The organism is Chryseobacterium sp. GW823-FHT05E08, assembly GCF_058795655.1.
On sequence record NZ_JBXAHY010000005.1, the window covers coordinates 89,299 to 107,827 of the forward strand.

General features: G+C 35.6%; 14 protein-coding genes and 1 pseudogene. 6 read left to right on the forward strand and 9 right to left on the reverse strand.

Going from position 1 to position 18,529, the window contains the following annotated elements; translation table 11 throughout:
• Positions 1–282 precede the first annotated feature (282 nt).
• A pseudogene (locus AC1Q7L_RS17125) lies at positions 283–495 on the forward strand (IS1 family transposase); the annotation flags it as partial.
• Between the two features lie 253 nt (positions 496–748).
• A complete protein-coding gene (locus AC1Q7L_RS17130) occupies positions 749–5,353 on the forward strand; it encodes a fibronectin type III domain-containing protein (RefSeq protein WP_492307196.1) in 4,605 nt (1,534 codons plus the stop codon).
• A 143-nt stretch (positions 5,354–5,496) separates the two neighbouring features.
• Here the strand turns inward: AC1Q7L_RS17130 and AC1Q7L_RS17135 are convergent, their stop codons facing one another.
• Positions 5,497–6,999: a carbon-nitrogen hydrolase family protein gene (locus AC1Q7L_RS17135; protein ID WP_066750315.1), complete on the reverse strand. Its 1,503-nt coding sequence runs from the start codon at positions 6,997–6,999 to the stop codon at positions 5,497–5,499.
• A gap of 47 nt (positions 7,000–7,046) precedes the next feature.
• On the opposite strand from AC1Q7L_RS17135, the gene AC1Q7L_RS17140 reads away from it, so the two are divergent.
• The 3 genes from AC1Q7L_RS17140 to AC1Q7L_RS17150 are packed head-to-tail and all read left to right on the forward strand — an operon-like array spanning position 7,047 to position 8,583.
• Positions 7,047–7,700: a hypothetical protein gene (locus AC1Q7L_RS17140; protein WP_410693409.1), complete on the forward strand. Its 654-nt coding sequence runs from the start codon at positions 7,047–7,049 to the stop codon at positions 7,698–7,700.
• A gap of 19 nt (positions 7,701–7,719) precedes the next feature.
• A complete protein-coding gene (locus tag AC1Q7L_RS17145) occupies positions 7,720–8,172 on the forward strand; it encodes a hypothetical protein (protein WP_492307195.1) in 453 nt (150 codons plus the stop codon).
• A 9-nt stretch (positions 8,173–8,181) separates the two neighbouring features.
• On the forward strand, positions 8,182–8,583 hold the full coding sequence (locus tag AC1Q7L_RS17150; RefSeq protein WP_492307194.1) for a hypothetical protein: 402 nt from the start codon (positions 8,182–8,184) through the stop codon (positions 8,581–8,583).
• Positions 8,584–8,637: 54 nt separating this feature from the next.
• On the opposite strand, the gene guaA is transcribed toward AC1Q7L_RS17150, so the two are convergent.
• The 8 genes from guaA to AC1Q7L_RS17190 all read right to left on the reverse strand — a co-directional run bounded on the left by guaA (position 8,638) and on the right by AC1Q7L_RS17190 (position 17,613).
• Positions 8,638–10,167 (reverse strand): glutamine-hydrolyzing GMP synthase, encoded by a 1,530-nt coding sequence (gene guaA, locus AC1Q7L_RS17155; protein ID WP_492307193.1) that lies wholly within the window; start codon positions 10,165–10,167, stop codon positions 8,638–8,640.
• 160 nt (positions 10,168–10,327) lie between these two features.
• The gene (gene purD / locus AC1Q7L_RS17160) at positions 10,328–11,566 is read right to left on the reverse strand and encodes a phosphoribosylamine--glycine ligase (RefSeq protein ID WP_123983923.1); all 1,239 of its coding nucleotides are present in this window, start codon (positions 11,564–11,566) and stop codon (positions 10,328–10,330) included.
• A gap of 128 nt (positions 11,567–11,694) precedes the next feature.
• Complete coding sequence (gene purH / locus AC1Q7L_RS17165) at positions 11,695–13,212, reverse strand: bifunctional phosphoribosylaminoimidazolecarboxamide formyltransferase/IMP cyclohydrolase (protein ID WP_492307192.1); 1,518 nt, start codon at positions 13,210–13,212, stop codon at positions 11,695–11,697.
• Between the two features lie 287 nt (positions 13,213–13,499).
• Complete coding sequence (gene purN, locus AC1Q7L_RS17170; protein WP_492307191.1) at positions 13,500–14,063, reverse strand: phosphoribosylglycinamide formyltransferase; 564 nt, start codon at positions 14,061–14,063, stop codon at positions 13,500–13,502.
• A 72-nt stretch (positions 14,064–14,135) separates the two neighbouring features.
• Positions 14,136–15,128 carry a phosphoribosylformylglycinamidine cyclo-ligase gene (gene purM, locus AC1Q7L_RS17175; protein ID WP_492307190.1) on the reverse strand — a complete coding sequence of 331 codons (993 nt, stop codon included), beginning with the start codon at positions 15,126–15,128 and terminating at the stop codon, positions 14,136–14,138.
• Between the two features lie 210 nt (positions 15,129–15,338).
• A complete protein-coding gene (locus AC1Q7L_RS17180) occupies positions 15,339–15,890 on the reverse strand; it encodes an NADPH-dependent FMN reductase (RefSeq protein WP_492307189.1) in 552 nt (183 codons plus the stop codon).
• 138 nt (positions 15,891–16,028) lie between these two features.
• Complete coding sequence (locus AC1Q7L_RS17185) at positions 16,029–16,757, reverse strand: pirin family protein (protein WP_492307188.1); 729 nt, start codon at positions 16,755–16,757, stop codon at positions 16,029–16,031.
• A 484-nt stretch (positions 16,758–17,241) separates the two neighbouring features.
• Positions 17,242–17,613: a winged helix-turn-helix transcriptional regulator gene (locus AC1Q7L_RS17190; protein WP_492307187.1), complete on the reverse strand. Its 372-nt coding sequence runs from the start codon at positions 17,611–17,613 to the stop codon at positions 17,242–17,244.
• A 92-nt stretch (positions 17,614–17,705) separates the two neighbouring features.
• Here AC1Q7L_RS17190 and AC1Q7L_RS17195 point away from each other — a divergent pair, with 92 nt between their 5' ends.
• Positions 17,706–18,302 carry an FMN-dependent NADH-azoreductase gene (locus tag AC1Q7L_RS17195; protein ID WP_410693419.1) on the forward strand — a complete coding sequence of 199 codons (597 nt, stop codon included), beginning with the start codon at positions 17,706–17,708 and terminating at the stop codon, positions 18,300–18,302.
• The last annotated feature ends 227 nt before the right edge of the window (positions 18,303–18,529 follow it).

Here is an 18,529-nt window from a genome sequence, read left to right on the forward strand (position 1 = left end):
AATTAGTAGTGAGAACAATTTCAAACACTAACTCATTGAAATTCAAATAAAATTAAAAATAATAAATTTAAAAACCAGAGTAGAAGTTATCTACTCCGCTGCGCAAAGTCTGTGACTTTGAGCTGTAGATAAAAATAAGGTAATGTTTTAAAGTTAGTGATGGGAACAAATCAAATCATTAACTCATTGAAATTCAAATAAAATTCAAAACAATAAATTTAAAAACCAGAGTAGAAATTATCTACTCTGGTTTATTTTTGTCGAAAAAATATATTTAAATGATTGAGAACATTAATTAACATAAAAGCCACTAAAATTTATATTGATAAACTTATTAATTACAAATATTTAACCAAAAAGTATGGAACAAACGGAATTGAAAGAAAAAATCTAAGTGTAAGAACCAACCTCAAAAGATTTGGCAGAAGAACGATATGTTTTAGTAAAAATATGGTGATATTAATTTCAATTTTGAAGATATATTTCTGGACTTAGTTCAATTAAAATTATAAACAAATACATGTAATAAAGATAAAATAAACACCTATTTTATGATACTTTAACTTTAAATTAAATACTAAAACAAAATATAGAGCGTTTATCTTTCAATATTCAACTAATTAACAACTTTCATCCTTAAAATCTTTATGGATTCTTTATACAATTTTTATAAAAAACATTGTCTTATATACTATTATTCGTAAAAAACCATTTAGATTTGCATAATTAATATTAATAACAATAACTTATGAAGAAACTTTCTACTCTTTTAGTACTTCTTCTGTGTCTGATTAATGTAGGCTTCCTGTCGAAGGCCTATGGACAGGCACCTGCAACACTCCCCTACACACAAAATTTTTCGACAGCAAATGATCTTACCTTAACCAACGGAACTCAGCCAAACAAATGGGCTTACGGTTCCGCAGCAGGTAATGCAGCCAATTCACTTTATATCTCAAATGATAATGGAGTTACCAATGCTTACACCATCGCAGGTGCAGCAAGTACAGTCCAGGCTTACAGAGATATAACGATTCCTGCAGGATCTACTCTAGCTACGATTACATTTGATTGGAGAGCATTAGGTGAAGTAACTTGGGATTATTTAAAGGTTTGGATGGTACCAACTACCTACACTCCTACACCAGGTACTTTAACAACTGCCGGATCCGGAAGAATCCAGATTGGTGCTGAGTTCAGCAATCAAGCTGCTTGGCAGAATTATCTTAATACGAACTTAAATATCAGCAGTTTTGCCGGAGGCACAATGCGTTTGGTATTTGAGTGGAGAAATGACGGCGGTGGCGGTACAAACCCTCCTGCTGCGATTGACAATATCAACTTGTTTATTCCAACTTGTTTCGTGCCGACACCAACAGCGCCATCTGCAATTACTGCTACGACAGCTACAATTTCATGGACAGCTCCAACTCCGGTTCCGGCAAATGGATATGCTTATTATTTAAGTACATCAAACACTCCACCTGTTGCTGCAACAGCGCCTACAGGAACTTCTGCTACAACGACGACAAACTTAACTCTATTAACACCGAATACAACATATTACTGGTGGGTACGTTCAGTTTGTAGTTCTACTGATAACAGTATTTGGGTTGCCGGTGCAAGTTTTACAACAGGACAGATCCCAACTACGATCCCTTATACTCAAAACTTCAATACAAGTAATGATCTAGGATTTACAAGTACTGGACAAGTCAATAAATGGGTTTATGGTTCAGCTACAGGTAATGCAGGAAACTCTATTTATGTTTCAAATAATGGAGTTGCCAATGATTATACAATTTCAGGTGCTGCAAGTGTAGCTCATGCTTACAGAGATATTACAGTTCCTGCCGGTACAACTATTGCTACTTTGGCATTTGACTGGAAATCTTTAGGTGAAACAGGATGGGACTACCTAAGAGTTTGGATGGTTCCTTCAAGTTTTATGCCTACTGCCGGAACTCAGATTACTGCCGGAGCTGGAAGAATTCAGGTTGGTGGTGAATTTAGTAACCAAACTGCTTGGCAGAATTATCTTAATACAAACCTAACGTTAACTAGCTTTGCAGGTACAACAATGCGTTTGGTATTTGAGTGGAGAAATGATGGCGGTGGCGGTACTACTCCTCCGGCTGCTGTTGATAATATCAACTTATTTATTCCAACTTGTTTTGTACCTACAGGAATGGCTGTGCCTACGGTAACAGCAACGAATGCTACAATTAGCTGGACAGCTCCAACTCCGGCTCCCGGAAATGGATACGCTTATTATTTAAGCACATCAAGCACTCCACCTGTTGCTGCAACAGCACCTACAGGAACTTCTGCTACAACAACGACAAACTTAACTCCATTAACACCGAATACAACATATTACTGGTGGGTACGTTCTGTTTGTAGTTCTACTGATAACAGTATCTGGGTTGCCGGTCCTAGCTTTACTACAGGGCAAATACCAGCATCTCTTCCATATACTCAAAGTTTCAATACAAGTAATGACTTAGGATTTACAAGTGCTGGACAAACCAACAAATGGGCTTACGGATCTGCAACAGGTAATGCTGCAAATTCAGTTTATATCTCTAATGATAACGGAGTTACCAATAATTATACAATTTCAGGTGCTATAAGTACAGTTCATGCTTACAGAGATATTACGATTCCTGCAGGTACAACGATTGCTACTTTGGCATTTGACTGGAAATCATTAGGTGAAACAGGATGGGACTACCTAAGAGTTTGGATGGTACCTTCAAGTTTTATGCCTACTGCCGGAACTCAGATTACTGCCGGAGCTGGAAGAATTCAGGTTGGTGGTGAATTTAGCAACCAAACTGCTTGGCAGAATTATCTTAATACAAACCTAACGTTAACCAGCTTTGCAGGTACAACAATGCGTTTGGTATTTGAGTGGAGAAACGATGGTGGCGGTGGTACTACTCCTCCTGCTGCGATTGATAACATCAACTTGTTTATTCCTACTTGTTTTGTACCTACAGCAATGGCGGTACCAACTGTTGGAGCAACAAATGCTACAATTAGCTGGACGGCTCCTACTCAGGTTCCTGCAAGTGGATATCAATATTATTTAAGCACATCAAGTGTTCCGCCAGTTGCTGCTACAGCACCTACAGGAGCATCTGCTACAACGACAACAAACTTAACTCTATTAACACCAAATACAACTTATTACTGGTGGGTACGTTCAGTTTGTAGCCCTACAGACCGTAGTCTTTGGGTTGCTGGTCCTAGTTTCACAACAACACAGATTCCTGCAACGATTCCTTATCTTCAGGATTTCACAGCTACTAATGATTTAGGATTTACAAGCACTGGTCAAACCAACAAATGGGCATATGGAACTGCTACCGGAAACACAGGGAAATCTATCTATATATCAAATGATAGTGGTGTAACGAATGCTTACACAATTTCAGGAGCTATAAGTACAGTTCATGCTTACAGAGATATTACAGTTCCTGCCGGAACAACGATTGCAACATTCTCATTCGACTGGAAAGCGGTTGGAGAAAGTACTTTCGATTATTTAAGAGTTTGGTTGGTACCTGCATCTTTTATGCCGGTTGCCGGAACTCAGATTGCTGCCGGAACTGGAAGAATTCAGTTAGGAACGAACTATAATCAACAAGCAACTTGGCAGTCATATTCTAATACAAACTTAAATATCAGTTCTTTTGCAGGTACTACTATGCGTCTTGTATACGAATGGAGAAATGATGGCAGTGGAGGTACTCAACCTCCTGTTGCAGTTGACAACATTGTAATTCGTATCTGTAGTAATACGACACCTGTGGTAACAGTAACACCTGCTTCTATTACTTATAATACTGCAACAATTACTTGGCCTCAGGATATTGGTGGTGCAAGTTATAGCATCAGATACAGACCTGTTGGTTCTACAGCACCTTGGTCTACAGCGAGTGTAGCTGCCGTAACTACAGCAACTAATACTTATAACTTAACCAACTTATTAGCTGCAACATTATACGAAGTAGAAGTAGCAGCAGTTTGTAATGCAACACCTGGTGTATTCTCACATAATGAGTTTACTACTAAATGTGATCCTACTCCACCAAATGTTACAATAAGTAATATTACGACAACATCTGCGTTGATTACTTGGGCTCCGCTTGCGGCTAGTTCATCATACACATTAAGATGGAGAAAAGTAGGTACTACAGGATGGCCAAATGCTGAAATAGCTTTACCATTAGCTCCTGCAAACACATATACACTTCAGAATTTGGCTGTTTATACTTCTTATGAAGTACAGATCGCAAACAAATGTGATGGAACTACTACACTTAATCCGTGGTCTAACCCGAAAGTATTTACGACTGAGAGAACATGTGACATTGCTCCTCCAGGATTAACGATTACGAACCTTACTCCTACTACAGCAGTTGTGGTTTGGGATCCGTTCCCGGGAGCGACTTATATCTTAAGATATAGAAAAGTAGGTATTCCGAGCTGGACAAACGTACCAGTTTCAACGAATACTCTTACATTGACAGGATTATTAGAATTAACTAAATATGAAATGCAGGTAGCAAATATCTGTAGTGGAACTCCAGGAACTTTCACTCCTCCATATTTGTTTACAACGCCAACAGTAACTTACTGTCCAATGTCTTCTACAAGTGCAGCTAATGAATTTATTTCAAAAGTAACTGTGAAGCCAAACGGTAAACCAGTAATGGATAACATTTCAGTAGGATCTACTTATACAGATTATACAGCTGTTCCTACTAAATTCATTGAATTAATTCAAGGTTCTACAGGTAACGAGATTGCTATTGAAAAAACTTGGTTAGGTACTAACAACAATGAAGGTATTGCTGTTTGGATCGACTTTGACAGAAACGGAACTTTCGATATTAATGAAAGAATTCTTGCTTCAGCTCCAAGTACAACGACTCCTGTTAAAGGAACGTTCAATGTACCAACAGATGCATTTGTTAGCTTAACTGATTACAAATATGTTGTCATGAGAGTAGCAATGCAGAGAGACGGTATCCCTGTAAACTGTACAAGTTTTGCAAACGGAGAAGTTGAAGATTACACAGTGAGAATTTCAAAACCAGGAGTTCCTAATGCAACAAACCAGACGGATATCATGATTTATCCTAACCCGGTAAAAACTGTATTGAATGTTAAAAATACAAGTTCAAGATCTAATTATAAGATCTACAATGCAGCAGGACAAGTGGTATCAGCGGGAATTATCTTAAACAACAAGATCAATGTAAGTAATTTGATCAACGGAGTTTATGTGATAGACATCGATGATGCTAAGGGTACTGCCCAAAAGAAATTCATCAAAGAATAATACTAAATTATCTTTAAAATAGAATAAGCTCTCAGAAATGGGAGCTTATTTTTTTGTGTTAATATTGAGAACGTTTTAAATTTTAAGCATAAAAAATCCCGCTTATAAAAAGCAGGATTAGTATATTTTTAACCTAAAATAATTTATTTAAGATAGGTTTCATAAAGATCATTTCGTCTGTCTTTCAGAATCTGAACAGAACCGTTGTAATGAAGATCTTTCAATAAATTTAAATCAACATCAACGATTAAAGTCATTTCCGTATTAGGAGTTGCCTCCCCTTTTATAGCATTTGATGGAAAAGGAAAATCCGATGGCGTAAACACGGCAGCCTGGCCAAACTGGATGTCCATATTATTAACTCCCGGTAAATTTCCTACACAACCCGCGATCGCAACATAACATTCATTTTCGATGGCTCTGGCTGCTGCACAATGACGAACTCTTATGTACGCATTTTGCGTATCAGTAAGATAAGGAACGAATAAAATTTTCATTCCCTGATCTGCCAAGATTCTCGGAAGCTCCGGAAATTCTACATCATAACAGATGACAAGACCAATTTTTCCACAGTCGGTATCGAAGACTTTTATTTCGCTTCCGCCTTTCATTCCATAATATTTTCTTTCGTTTGGAGTGATGTGAATTTTACGGTATTCGTCTACTCTACCATCACGATGAAGAAGATAACTCACATTATACAAATCATTATTTTCAAAAACAGGCATACTTCCGGAAATAATATTGACGTTATAACTAATCGCCAATTCTGAAATTTTAGCCTTGATTTGTTCCGTCAGTTTAGCCAATTCGATCATACTGTCCCTTTCCGAAAGTTTATTAAATGGTGCTAATAAAGGCGTGTTGAAAAGTTCAGGGAAAAGCACAAAATCTGATTTGTAGTCTCCCATCACATTCACGAAAAACTCAACCTGCTCGTAGAAAGCATTAATATCTTTAAAATGCCTCATCTGCCACTGCACCAATCCTAAACGAATGATGCTGTCCTGCATCGTATTTGGTTTTTTGCTGTAATAGACGTTATTCCATTGCAATAAAACAGCATTTTCTTTTGAAGATTCGTCTTCCGGAAGATATTTTTTTAAAACCTTGATTGGCAGAAAATTATTCGACAACTGAAAAGACAAAACGGGATCATAAATCTCTTTATCTCTTACTTTTCGGATATAATCTCTGGCTGAAAGTTCATGACTGTGTTTATGGTAATTCGGGATCCTTCCACCCAAAACAATGGATTTAAGATTGAGCAGTTCACAAAGCTCTTTTCTGGCATCATAAAGCCTTCTTCCCAGACGTAATTCACGATATTCGGGATCAACGAAAACTTCAATTCCATACAAAACATCTCCCGTTGATAAGTGGGTATTAAAAGTATAATTTCCTGTAATATCAACGTAGGTATGATCATCCCCAAATTCATTATAATTCACAATAATTGAAAGCGCAACCGCCGCCAATTTACCATCTACTGTGATACAAATTTGACCTTGGGGGAAAATTTTAGTCAGTTTTTCTATACTTCTTTTTGACCATATAGATTCAGACATTTGAGGATAAGCACGCTTCATTGTCACTACCAATTCATCGTAATCCTGAACCGTCAGTGTACGTGTGTCTATTTGCATATCATGTAATTTTACCTAAATTTAAGGAAAATTACCTAGAAACTATAATGGATTTGGATACTTATATAAAATACACCGATGAAAATAACACTGAAATTTCACAAAAACAGCTTGATCAATTTTCAGAATTTAACCGTCTGAGCTATGACAGTAAAACCAATGAACTTAAAAAAATAGAGCGTTTTTCAAAAAATTACAGAACAAAGGAAGTTGAACAATTAGGAGGCGAAGTTTATCTCTCTCCGGAAGATAATTTACCGGAAGTAATTACCAATCATATAGATATCGGATCGTTCGGTAAACCTTGGACGTTTCATTATAATAAAGAAACTAACGATAAAGGAGAAACTCAATGGGATTCTATTTTGTATCGTAACGGCAGTTTGCATGGTAAAGCTATTTCTGTATTTGATAATAGAAATAGAAAATTAGCAGGTTGTTCAATAGATTTATTAACGGGAACCAAAACGGATAAGTTTAAAAACTTTTATGGTGATCCCTCCGTTTTTGACTATGAATTTGAAAATGAAACAATTCCCTCAATTAAATTTACATATAACGAAAACGATCGTGTTGACGAAATTTTCTTTCAGGATGATGAGTTTTCAGTGAGAGATTTTCTTGATAATGATGAAATAGCGGCAAAATTTCCTTGGAAGGAGAATGAGTATTATCATGCTTTTGAGCCTATGCTTTTGTAAACTAAAAAGGAAAAAAATGATGAAAAAACTAATAACCATTCTCCCTCTTCTATTTCTTTTAAACTGTATCTCCAGAAATAGTGAAAGATATGTTTTAAGTGATCATACGGTGATATTAAAAGGTAAATTCTTTAGAATTGATAGTGCCAATAATATTTTCGTTTATCATTTTAAAAGCGACACTATTGAAGCTGTTTTTACAAGTTTTAATGATAAAGATTTTAAAAGTCCCAATTACAAAAAAATTAAACTTCACAAAAATTATACTTTAGTTTTAAACAGAGAAGTCAGATATGCAAATTGTTTTCAACCAGATTCTTCCGAAGAATCTTATACTGAAAATAATATTTTAGTTTGGAAAACAGGGATGAAATCTCAATATTTTGTTAGCTGTAACAATATAACAGCAAATAAGATAAATCCAAGATTTACATTGCTTAAATATATTAATCCAAGTTCTAATAATTATTAATAACTGCCTATGTATCTCAAAAACTTATTGGCTTTGTTATTTATATCATTGATCATTGCCTGTACACCTTACAAAATCAAAAATATTCATTTTAAATCTGAAACAATAACACTTAATGCAAAAATTGACAGTATAGATTCAACAGCTAACTATTATCTATATTTCATTAAAAATGATACACTTAATGCGTATTTCTCTAAACCAAAGCTTTGCAATAATTCTTACAAAACCAATATTGAAATTAAAAAAATATATTCATTAACAGTAAAAACTGATGCTGCTAAAACTTATCGATATAAAAATCAAGGTAATTATGATGTCTATGTTGATGATACTTTTTCTAATATTGATGAATCTATACTAGAATTAGTTGATTGCTTAAATATTTGCGGAAAAACAATTGAAAATTAATAACAAAAAAATCCTGCTCATAAGAACAGGATTTATATTTAAATTAAATCAAGATTATTCCCACTCAATAGTTGCAGGTGGTTTGCTTGAAATATCGTAAGCTACTCTGTTGATTCCTCTTACTTCGTTGATGATTCTGCTTGAAACAGTATCTAAAAACTCATAAGGAAGTCTGCTCCACGTTGCTGTCATAAAGTCGATGGTGTTGGCAGAACGAACAACCGCAGTATATTCATATGTTCTTTCATCACCCATTACTCCGACAGATTTTACAGGAAGTAAAACTACGAATGCCTGAGAAACTTTCTCGTAAAGGTCATTTTTATATAATTCTTCGATGAAAATATCATCAGCTTCTTGAAGAATTTTCACTTTTTCAGCATCTACAGCTCCTAAAATTCTGATTCCTAAACCTGGACCAGGGAAAGGGTGTCTGTGTACCAAATGATGAGGAATACCTAATTCTTCCCCAACTTTTCTTACTTCATCCTTGAAAAGCTCTCTTAAAGGCTCTAACAGCTCAAATTCCATTTCTTCCGGAAGTCCGCCAACGTTGTGGTGAGACTTGATTACTGCTGAAGGTCCGTTTATTGACTGACTTTCGATAACGTCAGGATAAATCGTTCCTTGAGCTAAGAATTTAGCCCCTTCAATTTTATGAGATTCTTCATCAAAAACATGAATAAATTCGTTTCCGATGATCTTTCTTTTTTGTTCAGGATCGTCAACTCCGGCTAATTTAGATAAGAATCTTTCTGAAGCGTCAACCAATTTAATATTCATATTAAAATGCTCACCGTAATTTTCCATTACTTTTACGTCTTCATTTTTTCTCAATAAACCTGTATCAACAAAGATACACTGCAATTGATCACCGATCGCTTTGTGAATTAAAACTGCTGCCACAGAAGAATCTACTCCTCCTGAAAGTCCAAGAATTACTTTGTTGTCTCCTACTGTTTCACGGATTTCTGCAACTGTTTTTTCGATATAATTGGTTAGTTTCCAGTTTTTCTCTGCATCACAGATACTGAAAACGAAATTTTCCAACATTTTACCTCCTTCCTCAGTGTGAGAAACCTCAGGGTGGAACTGTACGCAATAGATTTTCTTATCTTCATTAGAAATAGAAGCAATCACGCCAGATTTTGCGTTTAATTCAAAACCTGTCGGCAATTCTCCAACCTCGTCAAAGTGGCTCATCCAAACTACAGAGTTTTGAGTAACGCCTTTTAATAAAGAACTTTCTTTAATGATATCTAAATGAGCTTTTCCGTACTCTCCTTTTTCGCCTTTATTTACTTTTCCGCCTAAAAGATGTGCTGTTAATTGCATTCCGTAGCAAATTCCCAATACAGGAATTCCCTGCTCATATAATTCTTTTTCAACTAAATGAGCATTTTCTGCATTCACAGAACTTGGACCACCTGAAAGGATAATTCCTCTCGGTTGTTTTTCTAAAATAGTTTCTAATGGCGTATTGAAAGGTAAAATTTCAGAATATACCCCCATCTCACGGATTCTTCTTCCGATAAGTTGGTTGTACTGAGATCCGAAATCTAATATGATAATACCGTTATTCATTTTTATAATTAATTATTAATGCTTTAGGCTATAGGCAATATGCAGTAGGCTTTTTTATTTGTAGTAAAGCTTACTGCCTATAGCTTAAAGCTTACTGCTAATTTTAAACGTTTTACAAAAAAAGACCTGGATTTCTCCAAATCTTTTTTCGTGATTTTTATTAAAACTTCCCGATATCTTCTCTGTAGAAACTGTAATCGAAGTGTACATGTCCTGCATCTTCGTATACTTTCTTGCGGGCATCATCGTAAGTTGCTCCTGTAGCCACAATGTTTAGCACTCTACCACCATTGGAAACGACTTTGTCGCCTTTCTTGATAGCTCCTGCGTATAACAGCTGGCTGTGTTTTACTTTATCTTCACCTACGATCTCGAAACCTGTTTCAATGTTTCTAGGATAACCTCCAGAACACATTACAAGACAAACAGCTTTTTCGTCTTTAAACTTAAGCTCAATGTCTTTTCCTTCCATACAGTCGTTGATAACGTCTAATAGATTGTTTTCCATTAAAGCCATCAATACCTGAGTTTCAGGATCACCGAATCTCATGTTGTACTCAAGAAGGTAAGTTCCTTTCTTAGTTACCATTAATCCGAAGAAGATGATTCCTTTGAAACTGAAACCTTCAGCCTTAAGACCTTTTACAGTAGGTTCTAAAATATTTTGTTCGAAATCTGCAGCGTGTTCTGCTGTAAATTCCGGGCTTGGCGCCACAGATCCCATACCTCCTGTGTTTGGTCCTGTATCACCGTTTCCAGCTTTTTTATAATCTTTTGCTGCAATACAAGGGAATAGTTTTTCACCGTTTGAGAATGCAATAATAGAAGCTTCAAAACCTTCTAAAAATTCTTCAATAACCAAACGGATACCCGCGTCTCCATAGATTCTTCTGATCATGAAATCGTGGATCGTAGCTTCAGCTTCTTCCAACGTGTCGCAAATAACAACACCTTTTCCACCTGCTAAACCGCTAGCCTTAATTACTAGAGGATATTCCTGAGTTTGTACATATTCTTTAGCCTCGTTATATGAATCAAATACCACAGCTTTTGCTGTCTTGATATCATAGGTCTGCATGAATTTTTTAGAGAAAGCCTTACTTCCTTCAAGACTTGCTACTTTTTGATTCGGACCAAAAACTTTAAGATCATGTTTTTTAAACTCATCCTTCAACCCTGCTACAAGCGGAGCTTCCGGACCTACGATCGTAAGATCTACTTTTTCTTTAATGGCAAAATCTCTAAGTTCTTTAATCTCTGATAAATGAACATTTTTCCCTATTACATCGGTAGTAGCGTTTCCGTTTGCAAAAAACATTTTAGAAACTCTCGAGTCATTTTGAAGTTTAGCTGCCAAAGCAGACTCTCTTCCACCTTCACCTATGATTAATATTCTCATACTTTATTTAATTAGCTAGTCTATAATATTACAAATATATAATTTAAAATTAAAAAATTGAGAGATTAAGGAATTAAGAAATCACATGTGTAGTCTCTTAATCGCTAAATTTCTGAATCTCTTAATCTTTAGTGGAAAAAATGTCTAACACCTGTAAACATCATCGGAATGCCATGCTCATTTGCTGCTTCGATACTGTCTTGGTCTTTTACACTTCCTCCCGGCTGAATAATAGCTGTGATACCCTCCTGAGCGCAGAAATCAACTACGTCACGGAAAGGGAAAAACGCATCAGAAGCTAAAACTAGATCTCCTGTGAATTTTCCTTTTGCTCTTTCAATAGCCTGTTGAGTCGCCCAGATTCTGTTAACCTGTCCGCCACCGATTCCGAAAGCCTGAATTCCGTTAGAAACAACAATTGCGTTTGATTTAACGTATTTCACCACTCTCTGAGAGAAAAGCAAAGCTTTCTTCTGCTCTTCTGTAGGCTGAGTTTCAGTAACCACTTTAATATCATCAGAGAAGATACTGTCGTTGTCCTGAACTAATATTCCACCATCAACCTTCACCCAAGTCTGCTTATCAGAAACAGGGTTAACGATTTTTATAATTCTTAAATTTTTCTTCTTTCTTAAAATTTCCAAAGCATCTTCGTCAAAACTAGGAGCCATAACGATTTCTAAGAAAGTTTTGTTTAATTCTTCTGCTGTTGCAGCGTCAACCTTGTAGTTGGTAGCAACAATTCCGCCAAAGATAGAAATTGGGTCACACTCAAAAGTTTTTTGGTATGTTTCCAATGCTGAAGTTCCGATTGCAACTCCACAAGGTGTAGAATGCTTCACTGCACAACAAGCCATTTCGTCTTTGAATTCAGTAACCACTTTCCAGCAAAGATCCATATCACGAAGATTATTGAAAGACAATTCTTTACCTCCCAATTGTTCGAAATCTTTCATTGCTCCATTCTCGAAAGTAGAAACATAGTAAGCTGCCGTCTGATGTGGGTTTTCACCATATCTCAGGTCAGAAACTTTTTTGTAAGATGCGCTTAGATAAGTAGGATAATCTTCTTCTAAAAGCATTCTTGAAATAGCCGCGTCATAAGCCGAAGTAAGATTGAATACTTTACCCGCTAATCTTTTACGCGTTTCGATGTAAGTATCACCATTTTGTTCCATTTCAATTTTTACTGCTGCATAATCTTCAACATCAGTAATTACTGTTACAGAATCAAAATTCTTAGCTGCTGAACGAAGCATTGACGGACCTCCGATATCGATAAATTCTACCTTTTCGTGTAATGAAATGTCTTTGTTAACATTTTCAAAGAAAGGATAAAGGTTTACGATCACCATGTCGATCAAATCAATTCCATGTTCCTGAACCGTCTGCATGTGTTCTTCATTTGAACGAACAGCCAACAAACCTCCGTGAACTTTCGGGTGTAAAGTTTTTACTCTACCATCCAACATTTCAGGAAAATTAGTAACCTCGTCAATCTGAATTGGATTTAAACCAGCATCTTTCAAATGTTTGAATGTCCCTCCTGTAGAAATCAATTCGTAATTCTGGGCTTCCAAAAACTGTGCAAATTCTATCAATCCGCCTTTGTCAGAAACACTGATTAAAACTCTCTTTTTACTCATTTTACTTTCAATTTTTTACTTTTCACAGCTATTTCAAACTGTAAACCGGGTCTTTCACCTCCGATTTTACTTTATTTTACTTAGATTTTTTGCTTTTTTTCGAAATATTTAAAATCTAAATGTGTTTTTTACGTTCTGTTTGTCATGCTGGAAGCATCTCAACTATTTTTAGATTCCTACAGACTGACAAACTGGATGTTATTTTTTTAACGCAAAGAGCGCTAAGTTTTCTTTTAATGCTGAATGTTTTTAAGTTCGCAAAGGCGTTCCACTCAGCAAAGGTTTAATTAGTTTCCTAATACTTTATTGATCGCTATTGGAAAAATTTCATATTCAACTAAATGAACTTTTTCAGCGACCGTTTCGGGAGTATCATCTTCTGTTACAGCGAATGATTTTTGAAGAATTGCTTCTCCTTCATCGATTCCAGGAGTTACAAAATGTACGGTTGCTCCACTTTCTTTTTCTTTAGCTTCAATAACCGCATGGTGAACATGATGTCCCCACATTCCTTTTCCTCCGAATTTCGGAAGCAAAGCAGGATGGATATTGATTATCTTTCCGCTCCAGTTTTCGCAAAATTCAGGTTTTAGAATGGATAAAAATCCGGCCAATACGATTAAATCTGTATTTTCTGGAATAATTTTACTCAATTCGCTGCTGAAGTTTTTGCCTCTCGGGATCAGGACGTTTTCTATGTTATGATTTTGGGCTCTTTCCAATCCGTAACATTCTCTGTCGGCAACAACCAAAGATACTTTTGCATTCTGGATTTCTCCATTATCAATAGTATCAATAATTCTCTGAAGATTGGATCCTGAACCTGAAACAAGTATAACTATGTTTTTCATTAATTAGAAGTTAGAAATTAGAAATTAGAAATTAGTTTTAAACTAATCTCTAATACTAAATTCTATTTTTATTTAAAATTTCAGGTCTATTTTTTCGCTTCCTTCTGTGATTTCTCCGATCTCGTAAGCATCGTCCAAAAGGTGTAATACTTTTTCTGCGTGTTCTGCATCTACAACAACGATCATTCCGACACCCATATTGAATGTTCCGAACATTTCTTCACGTGCTACACCACCTCTTTTTTCTAATTCCAACATAATACTTGGAATCTGGATTTTTGAAGCATCAATAGTCGCACATAATCCATCACCGATAATTCTCGGAATGTTTTCGTACAATCCACCACCTGTGATGTGAGCGATACCGGCAACCTGTACTTCTTCAATCACTTTGTGAATATCTTTGTAATATAATCTTGTTGGAACTAAAAGTGTTTCGTATAATGGTTTTCCTTCAAATTCTTCTTCAAAATTCGGGAATACTTTTCTTACCAAAGAGAATCCGTTTGAATGGAATCCTGAGCTTGGAAGAGCAATAATTTTGTTACCCGGTTTGATTTTAGAACCGTCGATAATCTGATCTTTTTCAACAATTCCTACACAGAATCCTGCAACATCATAATCTCCCGGCTTGTACATTCCCGGCATTTCAGCAGTTTCACCACCAATCAATGCACAGTTGTTGTCTTTACAAGCTGCTACCATTCCTAAAACGATCTCAGCAGCGATTTCAGAATCTAATTTTCCGCAAGCCAAATAATCTAAAAAGAACAATGGTTTTGCACCGTGACAAAGGATATCATTTGCACACATTGCAAAACAATCTACTCCGATAGAATCGTATTTTTTAGAATCTAAAGCTACTTTCAGCTTCGTTCCTACTCCATCCGTTCCTGAAACCAAAACAGGATTTTTGTATCCTCCGATCTCGTAGAAAGCACCAAAACTTCCCAAATGATTCAATACATTTGAATTGTGGGTTTCACCAACCGCTTTTTTGATCTTGTCAACGGTTTTGTATCCTTCCTCTTTGTCTACTCCTGCTGATTTGTACGTGTTGCTCATGTCTACTTTTAAAAATTTATTTCAAACTTTTTATATCAATTTTAGAAAATAAAAAAGCCGACAATCTTGGTAGATTATCGGCCGTTATTTTATCTCAGAATTTCAGTGCCCACAGTTTTTCCTTTTATGGAGAAACATTCTTTGAAAGTGGACTGAATTTTCATCTTTTTTCTTTTTGCAAAGATATTAATTTTAAATTAATATTCAAACCTATTTTTCAAGGATCGATTCAATAGCTGAAATCTTCTGAATTTTTTCTCTTAACTCACTGTCTTTTTCTTCATTAGAAATCTTTTGAGCCGATTTGTCAAAATTATCATTAAAGAAAGGAAGTGTGAAGGTATCAACGATATTTCCTCCATGCGACGGAAAACGTTTTTCTGCTGCTTCCAAAACACCTAATCCACCTCTTCCTCCAGGAGCTGTAGCCATCAATAACATTGGAACTTCATTCCAAACTGTTCTTGGTTTGATTCTTGAAGTCCAGTCGAACACATTTTTGAATGCTGTAGAATACGTTCCGTTATGCTCAGAAAGAGCAACCAAAAGAACATCTGCGTTATCAATTTTTGATGCGAAATCTTGCGCTTGCTGAGGAATTCCGCCTTCTACTTCTCTTTGGTGCTTGTAAATTGGCATTTCAAAATCGTTCATGTCAACGATTTCTACTTCTGCGTTTTCGAATAATGTTGTGGCATACGTTACCAATTGTCTATTGATTGATGCATCAGAATTACTTCCTGCTACTGCTAAAATTTTCATTATATTTTTTCTGTTTAAAGTATTTTTATTTTTTTAAAACGCAAAGATCGCAAAGAATTTTGACAATTCGCGTGTTTTTAAAGTTCACAAGGGCGTTTCACTCAGCTAAGACTAAATGCTTTTATTTATCCCTAAATTTTATTTTAAATAAGACGGTAATTCCATCGGAACTTCCATTAAAAGGATTTCTGTGTCTTCGACAGCTTCTATATTAAAGCTTTGAGTATCCCAAATTCCTAATCCGTCTCTTTCGTTTAAGATTCTGTCGCCAACTTTTGCGCTTCCTTTTAATACAAAGGCGTAAACGCCGTTTCCTTTTTTGTTAAGTGTATAGTTTTTACCGTTTCCTTTCGTGAAATTGGCTAAATTAAACCATGCATCCTGATGAATCCAAACGCCGTCATCGTTTTTGTTTGGTGATAAAATCTGTTGGAATCCATTTACCTTTTCACCTTCTTTAATGCTTTTTTGGTCGTATCTCGGTTCAACATTTTCTTCTTTCGGGAAAACCCAGATCTGTAAGAATTTTACAGATTCATCTTTATTTTTGTTATATTCGCTGTGCATTACGCCCGTTCCTGCGCTCATCACCTGAATTTCGCCTTTTTTGATTACAGCAGTCGTTCCCATCGAATCCTTATGTTCTAAATCGCCTTCCAAAGGAATTGAAATGATTTCCATGTTTTTGTGAGGATGCGTTCCGAAGCCCATTCCCTGAGAAACGGTGTCGTCATTCAACACTCTCAACACTCCAAAATGTGTTCTTTCCTGATTTTGGTAATTCGCAAAACTGAATGTATGGTAAGAATTTAACCAACCATGATCTGCGTGACCTCTTGTATCTGCTTTATGATATACTGTTTTCATATCGTTAATTATTTATAGTACAAATTTACGGTGTGCAGACCGGGAAAATGTTGACGTAGGATAAGAAAGGTGAAGAGAACTTTTAAATGCCTTTTTTAAACGCAAAGAACACAAAGAATTTTTATTAATATTGAAAATATTTTTCGTTCGTAAAGGCGTTTCACTCAGCAAAGGTTGTGCGTTCTGTTTGTCATTCAGAACGGAACGAAGTGGAGTGTGGAATCTAAACTTATTTTGTAAAGTTGATTTTATGATAATGATTATTGAGATACCTGCGAATGAAAAAATGGTTGTTACATTTCTACTATGTTAATGAGATTGCTTCGTCGCTTCGCTCCTCGCAATGACAAAAAGTAATGATGGCGACAAATACCCTAGCCCCGATTGCAGAGAAAATCCTTTTTTGAAAAAAAAGATTGTAATGAAAAGCGGGAAATAGCTCCCGAAAAATGAATAATAAGTAATTGGTAATGAGTAATATTTTCTATTCACTTTTCTCTGCTTTCGTTGGGCTTCCGAAAATATGTTTACGGTGATTTTCGCCCCAATCTTTTAAAGATTCTACGACTGGACCTAATGTTTTTGTGTGTGCAGTAGGGAAGTATTCTATGCTGACAGGATATGTATCTTTGACTATTCTTTCGACCAAACCGTTTTGTTCAAGTTCCCTTAATTCTTTGGCTAAAACTTTTGATGTTAACTTCGGAATGCTTCTTTCAATCTCTGTAAAACGTTTATTTCCGTGATTTAAAGAGATGATGATCTGCAGTTTCCATTTTCCATTGATAACATCTAAAGTGTCGCGAACAGGCTTCAATGCCTGCATACAGTCTTTATGATTGTGTTGTTTTTCCATTTTTTTCACTTTCCTTTAGGTAACTACTATACTTTGGAAAGTAAATTTACAATAATTTTGTCAGTAATAAAAACAAAAAAAGTTAAAACAAAATGGCAAACATTTTAAATATCCAAACCAGTATCAGCGGAGAAAACTCTGTAAGCAACAAACTTTCTCAGGCTGTTATCAATCAATTGTTAGAAAAAAATCCTGGCAGCAAAGTTGTTACCCGTGATTTGGCAGCGAATCCGATTCCCCATTTGGAAATTCATCATTTTAGTGCTTCAAGAGTTCCGGACGAAGACAAAAATGAGCACGAAAAAGAAGCTGGAAAATATTCGGAAGAATCATTGAAACAAATTCAGGAAGCTGATATTATTGTGATTGGTGTTCCTTTTTATAACTTCACTTTTCCTTCAACGTTAAAATCGTGGATCGACAGTATTGCGGTTGGCGGAAAAACATTCTCTTACGCTGACGGAACTCCAAAAGGTCTACTACAAAACAAGAAATTATATTTAAATTTTGCAATAGGCGGTGTTTATGAAAACGGATTAATCGAAAACATGGAGCATTATTTAAAAACGTTATTCGCCTTCATCGGGATTACTGATGTGGAAGTTTTCCAGTCTCAGGGAATGATGGTTCCTCAATTGAAAGATGAAAATTTAGCGAAAACGGTGGCTCAAATTGAAGAATTAGTTTAATTGAAATTAATGATGAAATTTAACCATTAAGATCAAATTAAGTTGTTAAGATGGAATCTATTTTAACCACAAAAGGAACAAAAGATTAACACATTAGTTATTTAAGTTTATCATGAACTACAAAACAAGAACACATAAGTTTTAAAAATCTTTGATTTTTATTCTTTTGCAAACTTTTGTTTTCAAAATAGCTAAACTTTAAAAGTGCAATACTATCTTTTGTACCT

Bases quoted from the DNA above. Each gene is read 5' to 3' on its own strand.
- AC1Q7L_RS17130 (WP_492307196.1), top strand. From the start codon at position 749: ATGAAGAAACTTTCTACTCTTTTAGTACTTCTTCTGTGTCTGATTAAT.
- AC1Q7L_RS17135 (WP_066750315.1), bottom strand. From the start codon at position 6,999: ATGCAAATAGACACACGTACACTGACGGTTCAGGATTACGATGAATTG.
- AC1Q7L_RS17140 (WP_410693409.1), top strand. From the start codon at position 7,047: ATGGATTTGGATACTTATATAAAATACACCGATGAAAATAACACTGAA.
- AC1Q7L_RS17145 (WP_492307195.1), top strand. From the start codon at position 7,720: ATGAAAAAACTAATAACCATTCTCCCTCTTCTATTTCTTTTAAACTGT.
- AC1Q7L_RS17150 (WP_492307194.1), top strand. From the start codon at position 8,182: ATGTATCTCAAAAACTTATTGGCTTTGTTATTTATATCATTGATCATT.
- guaA (WP_492307193.1), bottom strand. From the start codon at position 10,167: ATGAATAACGGTATTATCATATTAGATTTCGGATCTCAGTACAACCAA.
- purD (WP_123983923.1), bottom strand. From the start codon at position 11,566: ATGAGAATATTAATCATAGGTGAAGGTGGAAGAGAGTCTGCTTTGGCA.
- purH (WP_492307192.1), bottom strand. From the start codon at position 13,212: ATGAGTAAAAAGAGAGTTTTAATCAGTGTTTCTGACAAAGGCGGATTG.
- purN (WP_492307191.1), bottom strand. From the start codon at position 14,063: ATGAAAAACATAGTTATACTTGTTTCAGGTTCAGGATCCAATCTTCAG.
- purM (WP_492307190.1), bottom strand. From the start codon at position 15,128: ATGAGCAACACGTACAAATCAGCAGGAGTAGACAAAGAGGAAGGATAC.
- AC1Q7L_RS17180 (WP_492307189.1), bottom strand. From the start codon at position 15,890: ATGAAAATTTTAGCAGTAGCAGGAAGTAATTCTGATGCATCAATCAAT.
- AC1Q7L_RS17185 (WP_492307188.1), bottom strand. From the start codon at position 16,757: ATGAAAACAGTATATCATAAAGCAGATACAAGAGGTCACGCAGATCAT.
- AC1Q7L_RS17190 (WP_492307187.1), bottom strand. From the start codon at position 17,613: ATGGAAAAACAACACAATCATAAAGACTGTATGCAGGCATTGAAGCCT.
- AC1Q7L_RS17195 (WP_410693419.1), top strand. From the start codon at position 17,706: ATGGCAAACATTTTAAATATCCAAACCAGTATCAGCGGAGAAAACTCT.